The sequence below is a fragment of the Knoellia sp. LjRoot47 genome (genome assembly GCF_964253435.1).
Classification (GTDB): domain Bacteria; phylum Actinomycetota; class Actinomycetes; order Actinomycetales; family Dermatophilaceae; genus Knoellia.
This window is the reverse complement of sequence record NZ_CAXUQS020000001.1, coordinates 2,391,806-2,406,613: the sequence shown is the minus strand read 5'-3', so window position 1 is coordinate 2,406,613 and position 14,808 is coordinate 2,391,806. Positions and strand designations below refer to the sequence as shown.

Here is a 14,808-nt window from a genome sequence, read left to right as displayed (position 1 = left end):
GTCAGTCGATGCTGTGCACCTCACCGGAACCGGCCGACGCGCCGCGTGCACCACGGCCACCGCTCCAGCTGAGGTGGTACTTGCCGTCGTCACAGGCCAGCCCGCCCTCACCGAGGTCGAGCGGACGGAACGTGTCGACCATGACCGCGAGCTCGTCGAAGTATTCCGCACCAATCGAGGCCTCCGAGGCGCCGGGCTGCGGGCCGTGGGGGTGGCCGCCCGGGTGCAGTGACATCGAGCCCTGCCCGATGCCGGAGCCCTTGCGCGCCTCGTAGTCGCCCTCGACGTAGAACATGACCTCGTCGGAGTCGACGTTGGAGTGGTAGTACGGCACGGGAATCGACAGCGGGTGGTAGTCGACCTTGCGCGGCACGAAGTTGCACACGACGAAGTTCCAGCCCTCCCACACCTGGTGCGCGGGCGGCGGCTGGTGCACCCGGCCGGTGATGGGCTCGTAGTCGCGCACGTTGAAGACGTAGGGATAGAGACAGCCGTCCCAGCCGACGACGTCGAGCGGGTGGAACGGCAGCGTGTGCACGGTGCCGACGATCCCGCCGGAGCTCGCCGGGCCTGAGCCGCGGTGCTTGATGTAGACCTCGGACTCCGCGTCGGCCTTCTCCCCGATGTCCTCGGCGAGCAGCGGACCCTGCGGCATCCGCAGGTCGCGCTCGCAGTAGGGGCTGTGCTCGAGGAGCTGGCCGTACTTGCTGAGGTAGCGCTTCGGCGGCGCGATGTGGCTGTTGCCCTCGATGGCGTACGCCCGCAGCGGCTCCTTGCGCGAGACCTTGGGGATCCAGCGGTGCGTCGTCGCCCTCGGGATGATGATGTAGTCGCCCTGGGCGACATCGAACGCCCCGAACACGGTCTCGACCCGGGCCGCGCCGCGCTCGATGTAGACGCACTCGTCGCCGATGCCGTTGCGGTACCACGGGCTGGTGGCGCCGGCCACGGCATACGAGATTCGGACGTCACCGTTGCCGAGCAGGAGCCGGCGACCGGTGACGACGTCGGTGCTCTTGATCGTCTTCGCGTCGGGGAAGAGGTTGTGCGGCTGGAGGTGCAGCGGCTTGAGCGGGTGGTTGGGCGTCGTCGAGAGGTCGCCCATCTCCCACGTGCGGGCGTCGACGATCGTCGAGGGGATGTTGCGGTGGTAGAGCAGTGACGAGTCGGACGAGAAGCCCTCCTCGCCCATGAGCTCCTCGTAGTAGAGCTCGCCCTGCTTGCCACGGCCCGCCGGTCGCCGGTGCTGCGTGTGCCGTTTGGGCGGGATGCTGCCCATCGACTGGTAGTGCGCCACTGCTCTCCACCTCACTGTGTTCGAAACGTCGCTGTGTCGAAACGTCCTGTGGCGATGCGTCGCGGCGTCGGTCGGACGCCGCGTCGCGAAGTCGCTGTCGCCAGCCTAGTAGCGTGTCCGGCATGTCAACGGCGCCCCCCGCCCTGCTCGCAGGGCTCATCGACGACGCCGCCGTCTTCCCTCCGGGCAATGCCCCGCTCGACGTCGCCGTCGAGCGCCACCGGGGTCACCGCACAGCCGCGTATGCCGGCCTCGTCGGTCCGCTGCTCGTCCCGGCCTCCGACGTGGTCGCCCTCGTGGACGAGGTGGGAGACGGTGACGGGGACGGGGACGCCCAGCCCCTGCAGGTCGGGCTCATCGCCCGCCCCGGTGTCGACCCATCGGTCGTCGTCGACGCCCTCGAGCGCCTGTCCGGGTCGAGCGCCGTCGGGGCCGAGCTCGGCTGGTTCCCCGGTTGGCGCGACCTGCCGGTCGGCGACCTCCCCCTGACCCTCGAGATCCCCCGCGGCGCCGACCGGGACCGCGCCCTCGAGGACGTGCGCGCCGGGGTCGACGAGGCCGGCCACGTCGTCCAGGCGAAGTTCCGCACCGGCGCGACCCCGACGTGGGAGTGGCCTGACGAGGCCGAGCTCGGGAGGTTCGTCCACGACTGCGCGCGGCTCGGTGTGCCGTTCAAGCTCACCGGCGGCCTCCACCACGCCGTCCGCGCCGATCACGACGGAGACCCGCAGCACGGCGTGCTCAACGTGCTGCTGGCGGTGCACTGCGCCTCCCACGACGGGGCGCTCGCTGCGGTCGAATCCGTTCTCGCACAGCGCAACCCGGACCTGCTCACCAACGCTGTCCTCGACCTCGACGACGCGGCGGTGACGCGCGTGCGGAGCCTGCTCACGGCATACGGGTGCTGCGAGGTCACCGACCCGATCGGTGAGCTCGACGCGCTCGGCCTCCTGGATCTCGACGACCTCGACCACCCCCTCGACGAGGAGAACCCCTCATGACCTGGCTCGACGTCCCCGCCGACCACCCCTTCGGCATCGACAATCTCCCCTACGGCGTCTTCTCGACCGACGGCGGCGCACGCCGCGTCGGCACGCGGATCGGCGACCACGTCCTCGACCTCGGCCCGTGCGCCGAGCAGGCCGGCATGGAGTCGTATGCCGTGTGGCTCGAGCCGTCGCTCAACGCCTTCCTCGCGCAGGGGCGTCCGGCGTGGACGGCCGCGCGCGAGTGGGTCACCGAGGTCCTCACGAACCCGTCACGCCGCGACTGCGTCGACCCCCACCTCCTCGCCGTCGACGCGGTGACGATGCACCTGCCGATCGAGGTCGCGGACTACGTCGACTTCTACGCGAGCGAGCACCACGCGACCAACGTGGGGAAGATCTTCCGGCCCGACTCCGAGCCGCTCACCCCGAACTGGAAGCACCTGCCGATCGGCTACCACGGGCGCTCCGGCACCGTCGTCGTCTCGGGCACCGACATCGTGCGCCCGAGCGGTCAGCGCAAGCCCCCGACCGAGTCCACGCCCGTCTTCGGGCCGAGCGTCCGGCTCGACATCGAGGCCGAGCTCGGCTTCGTCGTCGGTGGCGCGACCGAGCTGGGTTCGCCTGTCTCCGTGGCGGATGCGGACGAGCACCTCTTCGGCGTGGTGCTGCTCAACGACTGGAGCGCGCGCGACCTCCAGGCGTGGGAGTACGTCCCGCTCGGCCCGTTCCTCGGCAAGTCGTTCGCCACGACGATCTCGCCGTGGGTCGTCACGACCGATGCCCTCCGGAGCGCCCGCGTGCCACTGCCCGGGCAGACCGACCCCACTCCCCTGCCCTACCTCCGGGGTGAGACGACCGACGACGGAGCGGGGACGGCATACGGGCTCGACATCACCTACGAGGTCGAGTGGAACGGCACCGTGGTCTCGCGTCCGCCCTACCGCTCGCTCTACTGGTCGCCCGCGCAGATGGTCGCACACATGACGGTCAACGGGGCGACGCTGCGCAACGGCGACCTCTTCGGGTCCGGGACGATCTCCGGTCCCGAGAAGGACCAGCGCGGGTCGTTCCTCGAGCTGTCGTGGAGCGGCCAGGAGCCGGTGACGCTGGACGACGGCACCGAGCGGACGTTCCTCGAGGACGGCGACACGGTGGTGCTGCGTGCGACGGCGCCCGGCCCGGGCGGCACGACGATCTCGCTCGGCGAGTGCACGGGCACCATCCGGCCCGCGCGCTGACTCGCGCCGGGTGGCCCAGCGCTGACCGGTTCAGCGCTGGGTGCGGCCCTTGATGACGATCGTCGTCGCAATCTTGTCGTGGAGGGCCTGTCGCCGCGTGTCGGCGATCGGCCAGACGAGGTCCATGACGAGTGCGATGGTGCCGAGCAGCGACAGGTAGGGCACGTTGCCGAATGCCTGAGCGACCGCTTGGAAGCCGGTGCGCCGGATCGCGGTGTCGGTGTCGAGCGGGCCGGGACGGTCGAGGCGGCGCACGCTGATGCCGACGAGCTGCTTGCCGGGCGTCGCGCCCCACCGCGTGAGGCAGACGACGTGATAGACGAGGAACAGCACGAGCTGGACGCCGAGGAACGCTGCGAGGTAGCCGAACCGGGCCTCGCCGAGCGCGGCGGTCACGGCCTGGACGTCGCCCGACGTCATCGCCGTGTCGAGCCGGTCGACGATCGGCTCGATCGCCTTCCAGAGGAACCAGCCTCCTGCCACGATCGCCACGAAGCTGACGACGATCGTGTCGATGAGGTAGGCGACGACCCGCAGTCCGTAGGGCGCGAGCTCGATGCCGGCGGGCAACCCCGTCGCCGGCATAGGCACTCCCGGGCGCTGGTGCTGCAGGTGCTGTTGATGGGGCTGGGGCCCCCACCCCTCGGGCCGTCCCTGGGGCGCCGGCGGGGTCACCGGTGCGGTCGGCGGCTGGGGGCGACGGGTGCGCAGCGGCGTCGTGTTGGCCGTCCACAGGATGCCGTCGAAGTAGCGCAGCTCCTCGGGGTTGTCGGGGTTCTCGTACCACCCGGGACCGCTCGGCATGCTCATGCCCCGCAGGATGTCACACCGGTCTGGCCGCTCCCCCACCGCCAGTGAGACCCTGGGCGAGCTCGACCACCGCACGTGCCACCCCGGCCGGGTCGTGGAGGAAGTGCAGGTGACGGGCGCCCTCGACCTCGCCCGTCGGCCAGCCGAGCCGACGCGCTCGAGCCAGCTCGACGGCATACGTCGCGCCGAAGGCGAGGTAGGCGCGCGGCCCGCGTTCCCATCCCTTGGGAGACGGCACGGTCGTGCGGAAGTAGCCCAACGGCAGCCTCGGCTCGCTCGCCTCCACCGCGGCCCGCGCCCTCGCGTCGGGGAAGAGCGGTGCGACGTCCTCCTCGTCCCACCACTGCGTCCACGGCGGCAGGACCCCATGGCCGTCGGCCAGCGCCGCGAGGTGGCCGAGCATCGCCGGCGGCGCCATGGGCGACTCCCCCTCACCCGCCGGCAGCGCCGCATCGACGAAGACGAGGGGTATGCCGTCCGCCACCGCTGGTGCCACGAGTCCCGCGTTGCTGTGGGCCACGACGACGTCGGGGCGTTCCCGCTCGGCCACCGCCGCGAAGGCACGCAGCACCTCGCCACCGGACGTCAGTCCGCCCGGCGGTTCGGCCACCTCGGCGGAGACCTCCGCGTCCCGGAACGCCTGTGCGAGAACGGCATACGCCCCGGACCCGACGAGCGGGCTCGGCAGGACGAGGACGGTGCCGACCTCCACGGACGTCGTCAGCCGACCTGACGCTCGAACGTCACGAGGACACCCTCGACCCCGCCGGGACCGATCCGCCCCTTCACCTCCACCGAGGTGATCTGCTTGAGCTGCCACCCCTTGGCGGCCCACTCGTTGAGGACCGACTCGAGCTTGCCGGACGACATCTTGCCGCCGATGAGCCCCTCACGGATCTGCACGACCTTGTACTCGTATCCCATGCGACGAGCGTATGCCGCACAGCAGGGCCGTGCGGCACACGTCGCGCTGTAGGGCGGCCGAGCCGCCGGCGCAGTCGGGTCAAGCCGGCGCGGGCGCCGCCACGCTCCCGCGGTAGAGGCGCACCGCCACGGCCCAGGCGACGACGAGGATGCCGACGCACCAGGCGACCGCGACCCAGACGTCACCGCCGACGGGTTGCTCGGTGAAGAGTCGGCGGATGACGTCGACGATGACGGTGACCGGCTGGTGCTCGGCGAAGGCGCGCACCGGGCCGGGCATGCTCTCGGTGGGGACGAACGCCGAGCTGACGAACGGCAGGAAGATCAGCGGATAGCCGAACGCGCTCGCGCCGTCGACGGTCTTCGCGATGAGCCCCGGGACGACCGCGACCCATGTGAGTGCCAGCGTCAGCAGCGTGAGGATGCCGAGGACGGCGACCCACGCGAGCGGCCCTGCACCGGAACGGAATCCCATCGCCAGCCCGACGAGGACGACGACCGCGAGGGAGATGAGGTTGGCGACGAGCGACGTGAGGACGTGCGCCCACAGGACCGACGAGCGCGAGATGGGCATCGACCGGAACCGCTCGACCATCCCTCCCTGCATGTCGGTGAAGAGGCGGAACGCGGTGTAGGAGATGCCCGAGGCGATCGTGATGACGAGGATGCCGGGCAGGAGGTAGTTGACGTACGACCCGGCCCCGGTCCGGATCGCTCCCCCGAGCACGTAGACGAAGAGCAACATCATCATGATCGGCATGATCGCGGTCGTGATGATCGTGTCGGGGCTGCGTGCGATGTGGCGCAGCGACCGGCGCAGGAGCGCTGCGGTGTCGGCGACGAAGTGGGCGTTCATCGTGACTCCTCTCGGGGATGGGTGGCGCCGACGACGGCGAGGAAGACGTCCTCGAGGCTCGGCTGCTTCTCGACGTACTCGACCTCGGCGGGCGGCAGCAGCGCCTTGAGCTCGGACAGGGTGCCGTGGACGAGGATCCGGCCCTGGTGGAGGATCGCGATCCGGTCGGCGAGGTGTTCTGCCTCGTCGAGGTACTGCGTGGTGAGCAGCACGGTCGTCCCCTGCGCGGCGACCTGCTTGAACGCGTCCCACACCTCGATCCGGCCCTCCGGATCCAGACCTGTCGTGGGCTCGTCGAGGAAGATCACGCCCGGGTCGCCGATGAGGCTCATGGCGATGTCGAGCCGACGACGCATCCCGCCCGACCACGTGGCCACGCGACGGTCGCCCGCGTCGGCGAGCGAGAACCGCTCGAGCAGCCCGTCGGCGATCCGCTCCGGATCGTCGAGGTGACGCAGCCGGGCGATGAGGGCGAGATTCTCTCGACCGGTGAGCACCCCGTCCACGGCGGCGAACTGGCCGGTGAGGCTGATCGCGGCGCGCACCCGGTCGGCGTCGGCCGCGACGTCGAGACCGTCGACCCGCGCCTCCCCGGAGTCCGCGCGAAGCAGCGTCGAGAGGATGCGCACCAGGGTGGTCTTGCCCGCGCCGTTGCTGCCGAGGAGCGCGACGATGCTCCCCCGCTCGACGTCGAGGTCGACTCCGCGCAGCACCTCGAGCTCGCCGAAGGACTTGCGCACGTCGCGCACGCTGATGGCCGTGCTCACGACAGCGCCTTCCTGATCGTGACGGAGCCGTAGGTCGTCCTCGCCGACACGGTCGCGACCCGCTCGGCGTCCTCGGGACGCCCGGGGGTCGGCGCCAGCTCGCTACGCACCTGACCGTGGTCCGAGCTCACGTCGAGACGCACGGCGGTGCCGTCGAGGACGCCGACGTCGATGGTGCCGTAGCCGGTCGCGAGGCGGATCTCGCCCTCGCTGACGGAGTCGACCCGCATCTGCCCGTATGCCGTCCGCGCGTCGAGACGTCCCGCGCTGCGGCCCACGGTGATGTCACCCGAGCTGGTCCGCAGCACGCTGCGACCGGCGGCGTCACCGAGCGTGACGTTGCCGGCACTGGTACTGAGGTCGGCCTCATGGGTGGACCGCCGCACGTCGACGTTGCCGGCGGAGGTGCGCAGGCGGGCCCGCGAGGCCTCGTCGGCCCGCACGTTGCCGGCCGAGGTCCGCAGCACGCACTCGCCGAGTCGGCCGGTGGCCTCGAGGTCGCCGGCGCTCGTCTCGGCGTCGACGTGCGAGTCGGACGGGAGCTCGACGAGCACCTCGACCGACGACGGTCGCCAAACGAGGCCGAGCCCGCGCTCGCGGGGTGCCGCGACGTCGAGCACGCCGTCGACGAGGGTGACCACGGTGCGCTGGGCGGCGTCGACGTCGTTGGCCCGGTCGGGCCGCGACGGCGTCACGGTGACGACGGTGTGCTCGGTGCCGGAGGCGACGACGCGCACACCACCGGCGTGGAGGCGCACCCGTGCACGGATCGGACCGGGGGTGTCGAAGGTGGTCACGGTGCTCTCCTGGGAGTCGGGAAGGACGGTCATGGCGACGCTCACCGGGCCCAGCCGGACAGCTGCTGGCCGCCCTTGGGCGTGGGCACCGGCGCGGTCGCGGCGCGCGAGGCGCCCTCGGCCGGACCGCTGCGGCGCACGGCCAGGGTGAGCATCCGGACGAGGAAGGCGTTGACCGACAGGCCCTCACGCTCTGCGGCGGCCTCGATGTCGGCCTTGAGCCGGTCGGAGGGCCGGAAGGTGATCCGCGAGGTGCCGCCCTCGTTGCCGTCGTCGCCACCGTCGGCGGGTGACGCCACGGGGGACGTCACCGGCGCCGGGGACTGGGTCGCCGGCGGGGTAACCACGAAGGCGAGCCCCCGCCCGGCGAGGCGCACGTCGACGGAGCCCGGCGCGAGGGCGAGCGTGATCTCGGCGGCGGCGTCGACGACCGCCTCCTGCAGGGTCAGCCGGACGGCCGAGTCGAGTGGGGCGGTGAGGCGCTCGGCGAGCGCCTCGGCCTCGGGGCCACCCGCGGCGGCAGCGACGGCGAGCTCGCGCTGGAGCGAGTCGACATAGGAGGTGAGTTCCATGACGTCATGGTGACATCACGTTGACGTCACTGTCAACAAATGTGACGCCACCGCGTGCCACGACAATCTCGGGGCGCCGAGAATGTGTCGCTTCACCCCTGGTGCCAACCGGGGTCGAGCCCCCCTTCTCGGGTGACCTGATCAAGCAGCGCGGGGAGAGGCGACGAAGGCGGGGTGTGCGCAGGTGCTGAGCACCCGGCATACCCCGCCTTCGCGGAGCGGAACCGTCAGAGGTTGCCGCGCTTGTCCTGCTCGCGCTCGATGGACTCGAAGAGCGCCTTGAAGTTGCCCTTGCCGAAGCCGAGCGAGCCGTGGCGCTCGATGATCTCGAAAAAGACCGTCGGACGGTCGCCGAGCGGCTTGGTGAAGATCTGGAGGAGGTAGCCGTCCTCGTCACGGTCGACGAGGATCTTGCGGGCCTTGAGCTCCTCGATCGGGACACGGACCTCGCCGATGCGCTCGCGCATCTCCGGGTCGTCGTAGTAGGCGTCCGGGGTGTCGAGGAACTCGACACCCTCCTTGCGGAGCTCGTCGACGGTCCGCAGGATGTCGTTCGTCGCGAGCGCGAGGTGCTGGGCGCCGGGGCCGTTGTAGAACTCGAGGTACTCGTCGATCTGGCTCTTCTTCTTCGCGATCGCGGGCTCGTTGAGCGGGAACTTCACGCGGTGGTTGCCGTTGGCGACAACCTTGGACATGAGCGCGGAGTAGTCGGTGGCGATGTCGTCACCGATGAACTCGGCCATGTTCACGAAGCCCATGACGCGGTTGTAGAACGAGACCCACTCGTCCATCTTGCCGAGCTCGACGTTGCCGACGATGTGGTCGAGGGCCTGGAAGAGACGCTTGGGGGCGCCGTCGCGCTTGACGAAGGTCGAGACCTTGGCGACGTAGCCCGGAAGGTAGGGGCCGGCATACGTCTGGCCGTCGACCGTCCGCTGCACGAGCGTGTGACGGGTCTCACCGTAGGTCGCGATCGCACCGACGCGCACCGAGCCGTGCTCGTCGGACACCGTCTCGGGCTCCTGGACGACGCGCGCGCCGGCGGCCTTGGCCTGGGCGATGCACTTGTCGACGTCGGGCACCTCGAGCGAGATGTCGACGACGCCGTCACCGTGCTTGGCGTGGTGGGCGATGAGCGGGCTGTCGGGGCTGACCGCGCCCTTGAGGACGAAGCGGATCGAGCCCGACTTGAGGACGAACGCCTTGTGGTCGCGGTTGCCGTTCTCGGGGCCGGAGTAGCCGACGAGCTCCATGCCCCAGACGTTCTGGTAGTACTGCGCGGCCTGCGTCGCGTTGCCGACGACGAAGACGATGGCGTCCCAGCCGGTGACGGGGAACGGGTCCTTGGTCTCGTCGTACTCGACGAGGCCCACGAGGCGCTTGAGCTCGTGGATGTTGAGGTCCGCCTCGCGCTCCTGCTGGGTGAGGTCGATGTGCGTGTCCTGCGGCGTTGCAGTCGTCGTGTCGGTCATGCGTGCAGGTTCGCTGATCCGCGCAGGATGTGCAACGGTATGCCGCCGCGCTGCACAGTCTGCGCATGATGTTGCCGGTATCGGGGGTTCGGGGTGACACTGTGCCCATGATCCGACCCGATGGCATCGACGCCCTGGACGCCCGCCTCATCACCCTGTTCACCGAGCACCCGTCGGTCGGTGTGCTCGGCGCCTCGCGCCAGCTCGGGGTGGCCCGCGGCACGGTGCAGGCCCGCCTCGACCGGCTCCAGGACCGCGGCATCATCTCGTCGATGGGGCCGCAGGTGGACCCGGCAGCGCTGGGCTACCCGGTCACGGCGTTCTGCACCCTCGAGATCCGCCAGCGCCAGGGTCACGAGCCGGTGGTGGCTCACCTCGCCGCGATCCCGGAGGTCCTCGAGATCCACTCGACCACCGGGGCCGGCGACCTCATCGTGCGCATCGTGGCCCGCGACAACGCCGACCTCGGGCGGGTCATCGACGAGATCATCGACGACGTGCACGTGCTGCGCGCCAACACCTCGATGTGCCTCGTGACCCACCTCGACCACCGCACGGGGCCGCTGGTCACCGCCGCCGCCGAACGCGGCGCCGCCTCCTGACCTCAGTCAGCGGCGCCCGACGAACCAGAGTCGGACCTTGTCGATGCGCGCCGACACCTGGTCCGACGAGGCGGCTGCGAGCTCTGGCCCACCGCACGCGCGGCGCAGCTCCATGTGCACGTTGGCGTGCGGCGCCCCGGTCTTCTTGGCATAGGCCGCGACGAGCTTGTTGAGCTCCTTGCGCTGGGCGGCGAGGGCACGGTGCGCCGAGAGCGGCGCCTCGGCTGTGCGCTGCTTGCGCCCCGGCACCGCGGACTGCTTGGCCTGGCGCTCATGGAGCAGCGCAGAGACCTGGTCCGGCTCGAGCAGGCCCGGCAGACCGAGGTAGTCCTGCTCCTCGTCCGAGCCGACGTCGGCGTGCAGCCCGAACTGCTGCGCGTCGAAGAGGACATGGTCGAAGTGCGCGTCGGACTCGAGGGCCTCGAAGCTCTCCTCCTCCAGACCCATGGTCTTCTCGGTGCGGTTGGCCGCCGCGATGAGACCCTCCTCCTCGGCCCACATCGAGGCCTCGGCCTCCGCGTCGCTCTTGCGATTGAGGGCGTGGTCGCGCTCGACCTCCATGGTCGCGGCGTGCTCGAGGATGACCGGCACCGACGGGAGGAACACCGACGCGGTCTCACCGCGCTTGCGGGCCCGCACGAAGCGGCCCACGGCCTGCGCGAAGAACAGCGGCGTCGACGTCGACGTGGCATAGACGCCGACGCACAGCCGGGGCACGTCGACGCCCTCGGAGACCATGCGGACGGCGACCATCCACCGGGAGTCCCCGGCCGAGAACTCCTCGATCCGGGCGCTCGACCCGGCGTCGTCGGAGAGCACGACCGTGGTCTTCTGGCCGCAGAGCGACTCGAGGATGCGGGCGTACGCACGTGCGGTCGTCTGGTTGGTGGCGATGACGAGTCCGCCGGCGTCGGGGACGTGACGCCGGACCTCGGTGAGGCGCTTGTCGGCCGCCGCGAGCACCGACGGGACCCACTCCCCCTTGGGGTCGAGCGCCGTGCGCCAGGCGTGCGCCACCTGGTCCTTGGTCATCGGCTCGCCCAGCCGTGCGGCGATCTCGTCGCCGGCCTTGGTGCGCCAACGCATCGCCCCGCCGTACGCGAGGAAGAGCACGGGACGCACGACCGCGTCACGCAACGCGGCGGCATACCCGTAGGTGTAGTCGGACGCGGAGCGGAGGATCCCGGCCTCGTCCATCTCGTAGCGCACGAACGGGATCGGGCTCGTGTCCGAGCGGAACGGCGTACCCGTCAACGCGAGGCGTCGCACCGCCGGCGTGAACGCGTCGCGGATCGCGTCGCCCCAGCTGCGCGAGTCACCGCCGTGGTGGATCTCGTCGAGGATGACGAGCGTCGGCGTCGACTCCGTGCGCCGCCGGTGCAGGTCGGGGCGCGACGCCACCTGCGCGTAGGTCAGCGCGACGCCGTCGTACTCGTGCGAGTGCACGGCGGTCGAGTTCGAGAACTTCGGGTCCAGCTGGATGCCGACGCGGGCGGCCGCCTCGGACCACTGCGTCTTGAGGTGCTCGGTCGGCGCGATGACGGTGATGGCCGAGACCTCACCGCTCTCGAGGAGCTCCGTGGCGATCCTCAGCGCGTAGGTCGTCTTGCCGGCGCCGGGTGTCGCGACCGCGAGGAAGTCCTTGCTCTCGGACTCGAGGTATGCCGTGAGCGCCTCCTGCTGCCAGGCGCGCAGCTTCGCGGCGGTACCCCACGCGGCCCGCTCCGGGAAGGCGGGACTCAGGTGGCTGGCGGCAGAGGTACTCATCGGCTCCGCAAGGTTAACGAGGTTCGGACGACGACATGCCGGGGGTCCGCCTGACCGGCTGCACCGCGGAAGTGTGCTGTGCCCGTCAGGCGCTGGACGCGCCCCGGATCAGGAGGCCCGGAAGGCCACCCACGAGTTCTGCATGCGGGTGCGCTGCCCCGCGGTGAAGTGGTTCATGCACGAGTCGACGGTGTAGTCCATGAAGTTCTTCACCGGATCGAGACCGGGCAGGGTGCAGGTGTCGCGGCCCACCGGGCAGCCGGAGGCGGGGCTCGCCTCGGGCGGGGTGTCGCTCACGCGGTCGCCGACGCGCGAGCAGCCGCCCTGGAACGTGTGGTAGAGGTTGAGCCAGTGCCCGACCTCGTGGGTCGCCGTGTCTCCCAGGTTGTAGGGAGCGGCCGTCCCGCCGGGCAGGCTCTCGTCGAGCAGCACCACGCCGTCCTGCTTGTCCACGGTCGTCTTGGGGAAGGTCGCCCAGCCCAGGAGGTCCCCGCCGAGATCGGCGGTGTAGATGTTGAGGTCGGCCTTGCCGCCGATGTGCAGCGCGTTCTTCATCGCCTTCTCCGCAGCCCCGCCGTAGGCGAGGCCGGAGTACCAGGCGCCGTTGTTGGTCGTCGAGATGCTCGTGAGCTGGAACGAGAAGCCGGACCCGGCATACGCCCCGTTGAGGACGCTAATCTGGCGGTTGATGTCGTTGGTACTGATCGCGCCCCGGGAGCCGTTGGTGATGGTGTGCCAGCGCACCTTGATGACCGTCGGGGCGAACATCGTGCGGCCCACGGCGGTCCGCGCCTTGGCGGTCGACCCGGTGGCGGCGCCCTTGGCCCGCAGGGACGACGCCAGGGCCTGCTCGCGGACGGCGGACTGCGCCGTCGTCAGCTGGTGCGGGTCACGCGCCCGCGTGCCGCGCCCCGCAGCCAGAGCCTCGGCTGCGCTCGGCGCGGCGCACTCCACCGACGGGCCGTCACCGGCGGTCGTGAGCGCCTGTGCGGTCGACGCGCCCACCCCCACGGATGCGGCGCCCAGGAGGGCTGCGGCGAGGATCGGGACGAGACGACGGTGGCGTGTGGACATGAGCGGTTCCCTCCCTGCGCGGGACCCCTGCTGGCTCCGCCTTGGGAGGCAATCTAGACCGTGCCGAGGACAGCCGTCAGGGCCCCGCACACTTTGGTGCGGGGCCCTGACGTCATCCGTGCTGCGGGAGGGTGCCGGGGTCAGCCCCGGTAGGCCACCCAGGCCGACTGCATGCGCGACGTCTGACCGGTCGAGAAGTGGTCCATGCACTGGTCGGTCGTGTAGTCCATGAAGTTCTTGATCGGGTCCAGGCCCGGCAGGGTGCAGGTGTCGCGACCCGTGGGGCAGCCCGAGGCGGGGCTCGCCTCGGCCGGGGTGTCGCTCACGTAGTCGCCCGCGGTGTCGGAGCAGCCGCCCTGGAAGGTGTGGTAGAGGTTCAGCCAGTGGCCGACCTCGTGCGTCGCCGTGTCACCGAGGTTGTAGGGCGAGGCCGTCCCACCGGGCAGGCTCTCGTCGAGGATGACGACGCCGTCCATCGTGTCGAGCGTCTTCTTGGGGAACGTCGCCCAGCCGAGCAGGCCGCCCGCGAGGTCGGCGGTGTAGATGTTGAGGTCGGCCTTGGTGCCGGTGCGCAGCGCGGTCTTCATCGAGCGCTCCGCGCTGCTGCCGTGGTCGAGCCCGTTGTACCAGGTGGCGTTGTTGGTCGTCGTCGTGCTGTTGAGGACGAACGAGAAGCCGGTGCCGGAGTAGGCGCTGTTGAGGACGCTGATCTGGCTGTTGATCTCGCTCGCGCTGAGCTGGCCCTTGGTGCCGTCGGTGATCGTGTGCCAGTTGACCTTGATCGTCGTCGCCGCGAAGGCCGCGCCGCCGCCGGGCTTGCGGGCCTGGCCGGACGAGGTGCGGGACATGCCCTTGTCGGCGAGGGCCTTGTCGAGCTGGGTCTCCATCGCCTTGGCCTGGGCCGGCGAGACGTCGTGCGGGTCCTTGGCTCGCGGGCTGCGACCGGCGACGACGGAGTCGGACGCTGCGTCGGTGGCGCACTCGGCGGCGACGCCGCGGTCACCGGCCGTGGTCACGGCCGACGCGCTGCCGGCGCCGAAGCCGAGGCCGGCCGCGGTGAGCACGGTCGCCGCGAGGATCGCGAGGGGTCGCACTGGACGAACAGACATGTGGGGTCCCTTTCGGTTCGCACAAACCTCTGTGAGGTTCGGGTTCTTCGAACCTAGCCACGCCGAAACGGGCCCCGATACCCGCAGTTCCCCCGGAGTCGGTCAACGTTTGGCAAAGCCGCGTATGCCGTCCGCCCCCGGTCGCGGACCGCCTCGCGGACCGCTTCCGACCCGCTTCCGACCCGCTCGCAGGCCGCCGTCGCCGCCTGCCGCGACGTGTCAGTCGTCGCCGTCCTGGGGCGCCCGCAGGCCCTCGTAGATCTCCTTGCACGTGGGGCAGACCGGGAACTTCTTGGGGTCGCGGCCGGGGATCCAGACCTTGCCGCACAGGGCCGTCACGGGCTCGCCGGACAGGGCCGACTCGAGGATCTTCTCCTTGCGCACGTAGTGCGAGAAGCGCTCGTGGTCCCCCGGCTCCTGCACCTGGGGGACGGTCTCCTCGCGCTCGAGGACGGCCGTGCGCGTCGAGGGGCCCGAGGGCTCCTGCTGCGGGGAGCTCGGGTCAAGGGCGGGAGGCTGCGGGTCACTCACCCC

Annotated in this window: 16 protein-coding genes; 3 read left to right on the top strand and 13 right to left on the bottom strand. The window is 70.9% G+C overall.

Translation table 11 applies throughout. From position 1 onward, the window contains the following. Position 1 precedes the first annotated feature (1 nt). A complete protein-coding gene (locus ACSQ11_RS11650; RefSeq protein ID WP_436005540.1) occupies positions 2-1,297 on the bottom strand; it encodes a homogentisate 1,2-dioxygenase in 1,296 nt (431 codons plus the stop codon). A 122-nt stretch (positions 1,298-1,419) separates the two neighbouring features. On the opposite strand from ACSQ11_RS11650, the gene ACSQ11_RS11645 reads away from it, so the two are divergent. Together ACSQ11_RS11645 and fahA are read left to right on the top strand one after the other, a co-directional pair. After that, entirely contained in the window at positions 1,420-2,298 is an 879-nt protein-coding gene (locus ACSQ11_RS11645; RefSeq protein WP_436005538.1) for a hypothetical protein, read from the top strand. Next, positions 2,295-3,524: a fumarylacetoacetase gene (gene fahA / locus ACSQ11_RS11640; protein WP_436005536.1), complete on the top strand. Its 1,230-nt coding sequence runs from the start codon at positions 2,295-2,297 to the stop codon at positions 3,522-3,524. Before ACSQ11_RS11645 ends, fahA begins: the two co-directional genes overlap by 4 nt. 30 nt (positions 3,525-3,554) lie before the next feature. Here the strand turns inward: fahA and ACSQ11_RS11635 are convergent, their stop codons facing one another. The 8 genes from ACSQ11_RS11635 to hppD all read right to left on the bottom strand — a co-directional run bounded on the left by ACSQ11_RS11635 (position 3,555) and on the right by hppD (position 9,722). Next, positions 3,555-4,334: an RDD family protein gene (locus tag ACSQ11_RS11635; protein ID WP_436005534.1), complete on the bottom strand. Its 780-nt coding sequence runs from the start codon at positions 4,332-4,334 to the stop codon at positions 3,555-3,557. Between the two features lie 13 nt (positions 4,335-4,347). Further along, on the bottom strand, positions 4,348-5,046 hold the full coding sequence (locus tag ACSQ11_RS11630) for an alpha/beta fold hydrolase (protein ID WP_436005532.1): 699 nt from the start codon (positions 5,044-5,046) through the stop codon (positions 4,348-4,350). 8 nt (positions 5,047-5,054) lie between these two features. Next, positions 5,055-5,258, bottom strand: a complete 204-nt coding sequence (locus ACSQ11_RS11625) for a DUF4177 domain-containing protein (protein ID WP_436005530.1) — start codon at positions 5,256-5,258, stop codon at positions 5,055-5,057. Between the two features lie 79 nt (positions 5,259-5,337). Next, complete coding sequence (locus ACSQ11_RS11620) at positions 5,338-6,114, bottom strand: ABC transporter permease (RefSeq protein WP_436005528.1); 777 nt, start codon at positions 6,112-6,114, stop codon at positions 5,338-5,340. Then, a complete protein-coding gene (locus tag ACSQ11_RS11615; RefSeq protein WP_436005526.1) occupies positions 6,111-6,881 on the bottom strand; it encodes an ABC transporter ATP-binding protein in 771 nt (256 codons plus the stop codon). The genes ACSQ11_RS11620 and ACSQ11_RS11615 overlap by 4 nt, the downstream gene beginning before the upstream one ends. Next, on the bottom strand, positions 6,878-7,678 hold the full coding sequence (locus ACSQ11_RS11610; protein WP_436005524.1) for a DUF4097 family beta strand repeat-containing protein: 801 nt from the start codon (positions 7,676-7,678) through the stop codon (positions 6,878-6,880). The genes ACSQ11_RS11615 and ACSQ11_RS11610 overlap by 4 nt, the downstream gene beginning before the upstream one ends. Before the next feature lie 41 nt (positions 7,679-7,719). Beyond that, a complete protein-coding gene (locus ACSQ11_RS11605; RefSeq protein ID WP_436005522.1) occupies positions 7,720-8,250 on the bottom strand; it encodes a histidine kinase in 531 nt (176 codons plus the stop codon). 227 nt (positions 8,251-8,477) lie between these two features. Beyond that, entirely contained in the window at positions 8,478-9,722 is a 1,245-nt protein-coding gene (hppD, locus tag ACSQ11_RS11600) for a 4-hydroxyphenylpyruvate dioxygenase (RefSeq protein WP_436005520.1), read from the bottom strand. Between the two features lie 107 nt (positions 9,723-9,829). On the opposite strand from hppD, the gene ACSQ11_RS11595 reads away from it, so the two are divergent. Then, positions 9,830-10,324 (top strand): Lrp/AsnC family transcriptional regulator, encoded by a 495-nt coding sequence (locus tag ACSQ11_RS11595; RefSeq protein WP_436005518.1) that lies wholly within the window; start codon positions 9,830-9,832, stop codon positions 10,322-10,324. 6 nt (positions 10,325-10,330) lie between these two features. On the opposite strand, the gene ACSQ11_RS11590 is transcribed toward ACSQ11_RS11595, so the two are convergent. The 4 genes from ACSQ11_RS11590 to ACSQ11_RS11575 all read right to left on the bottom strand — a co-directional run bounded on the left by ACSQ11_RS11590 (position 10,331) and on the right by ACSQ11_RS11575 (position 14,805). Beyond that, positions 10,331-12,091, bottom strand: coding sequence for a DEAD/DEAH box helicase (locus tag ACSQ11_RS11590; RefSeq protein WP_436005516.1), 1,761 nt, complete (start codon positions 12,089-12,091; stop codon positions 10,331-10,333). Positions 12,092-12,199: 108 nt separating this feature from the next. Beyond that, on the bottom strand, positions 12,200-13,165 hold the full coding sequence (locus tag ACSQ11_RS11585) for a zinc metalloprotease (protein WP_436005514.1): 966 nt from the start codon (positions 13,163-13,165) through the stop codon (positions 12,200-12,202). 140 nt (positions 13,166-13,305) lie between these two features. Further along, complete coding sequence (locus tag ACSQ11_RS11580) at positions 13,306-14,274, bottom strand: zinc metalloprotease (protein WP_436005512.1); 969 nt, start codon at positions 14,272-14,274, stop codon at positions 13,306-13,308. A gap of 219 nt (positions 14,275-14,493) precedes the next feature. Further along, entirely contained in the window at positions 14,494-14,805 is a 312-nt protein-coding gene (locus ACSQ11_RS11575; RefSeq protein WP_147067190.1) for a DUF3039 domain-containing protein, read from the bottom strand. Positions 14,806-14,808 lie beyond the last annotated feature (3 nt).

Excerpts from the sequence above, each read along its gene's own strand:
- ACSQ11_RS11645 (WP_436005538.1), top strand. The coding sequence starts at position 1,420 with ATGTCAACGGCGCCCCCCGCCCTGCTCGCAGGGCTCATCGACGACGCC.
- fahA (WP_436005536.1), top strand. The coding sequence starts at position 2,295 with ATGACCTGGCTCGACGTCCCCGCCGACCACCCCTTCGGCATCGACAAT.
- ACSQ11_RS11635 (WP_436005534.1), bottom strand. The coding sequence starts at position 4,334 with ATGAGCATGCCGAGCGGTCCCGGGTGGTACGAGAACCCCGACAACCCC.
- ACSQ11_RS11625 (WP_436005530.1), bottom strand. The coding sequence starts at position 5,258 with ATGGGATACGAGTACAAGGTCGTGCAGATCCGTGAGGGGCTCATCGGC.
- ACSQ11_RS11620 (WP_436005528.1), bottom strand. The coding sequence starts at position 6,114 with ATGAACGCCCACTTCGTCGCCGACACCGCAGCGCTCCTGCGCCGGTCG.
- ACSQ11_RS11605 (WP_436005522.1), bottom strand. The coding sequence starts at position 8,250 with ATGGAACTCACCTCCTATGTCGACTCGCTCCAGCGCGAGCTCGCCGTC.
- hppD (WP_436005520.1), bottom strand. The coding sequence starts at position 9,722 with ATGACCGACACGACGACTGCAACGCCGCAGGACACGCACATCGACCTC.
- ACSQ11_RS11595 (WP_436005518.1), top strand. The coding sequence starts at position 9,830 with ATGATCCGACCCGATGGCATCGACGCCCTGGACGCCCGCCTCATCACC.
- ACSQ11_RS11590 (WP_436005516.1), bottom strand. The coding sequence starts at position 12,091 with ATGAGTACCTCTGCCGCCAGCCACCTGAGTCCCGCCTTCCCGGAGCGG.
- ACSQ11_RS11585 (WP_436005514.1), bottom strand. The coding sequence starts at position 13,165 with ATGTCCACACGCCACCGTCGTCTCGTCCCGATCCTCGCCGCAGCCCTC.
- ACSQ11_RS11580 (WP_436005512.1), bottom strand. The coding sequence starts at position 14,274 with ATGTCTGTTCGTCCAGTGCGACCCCTCGCGATCCTCGCGGCGACCGTG.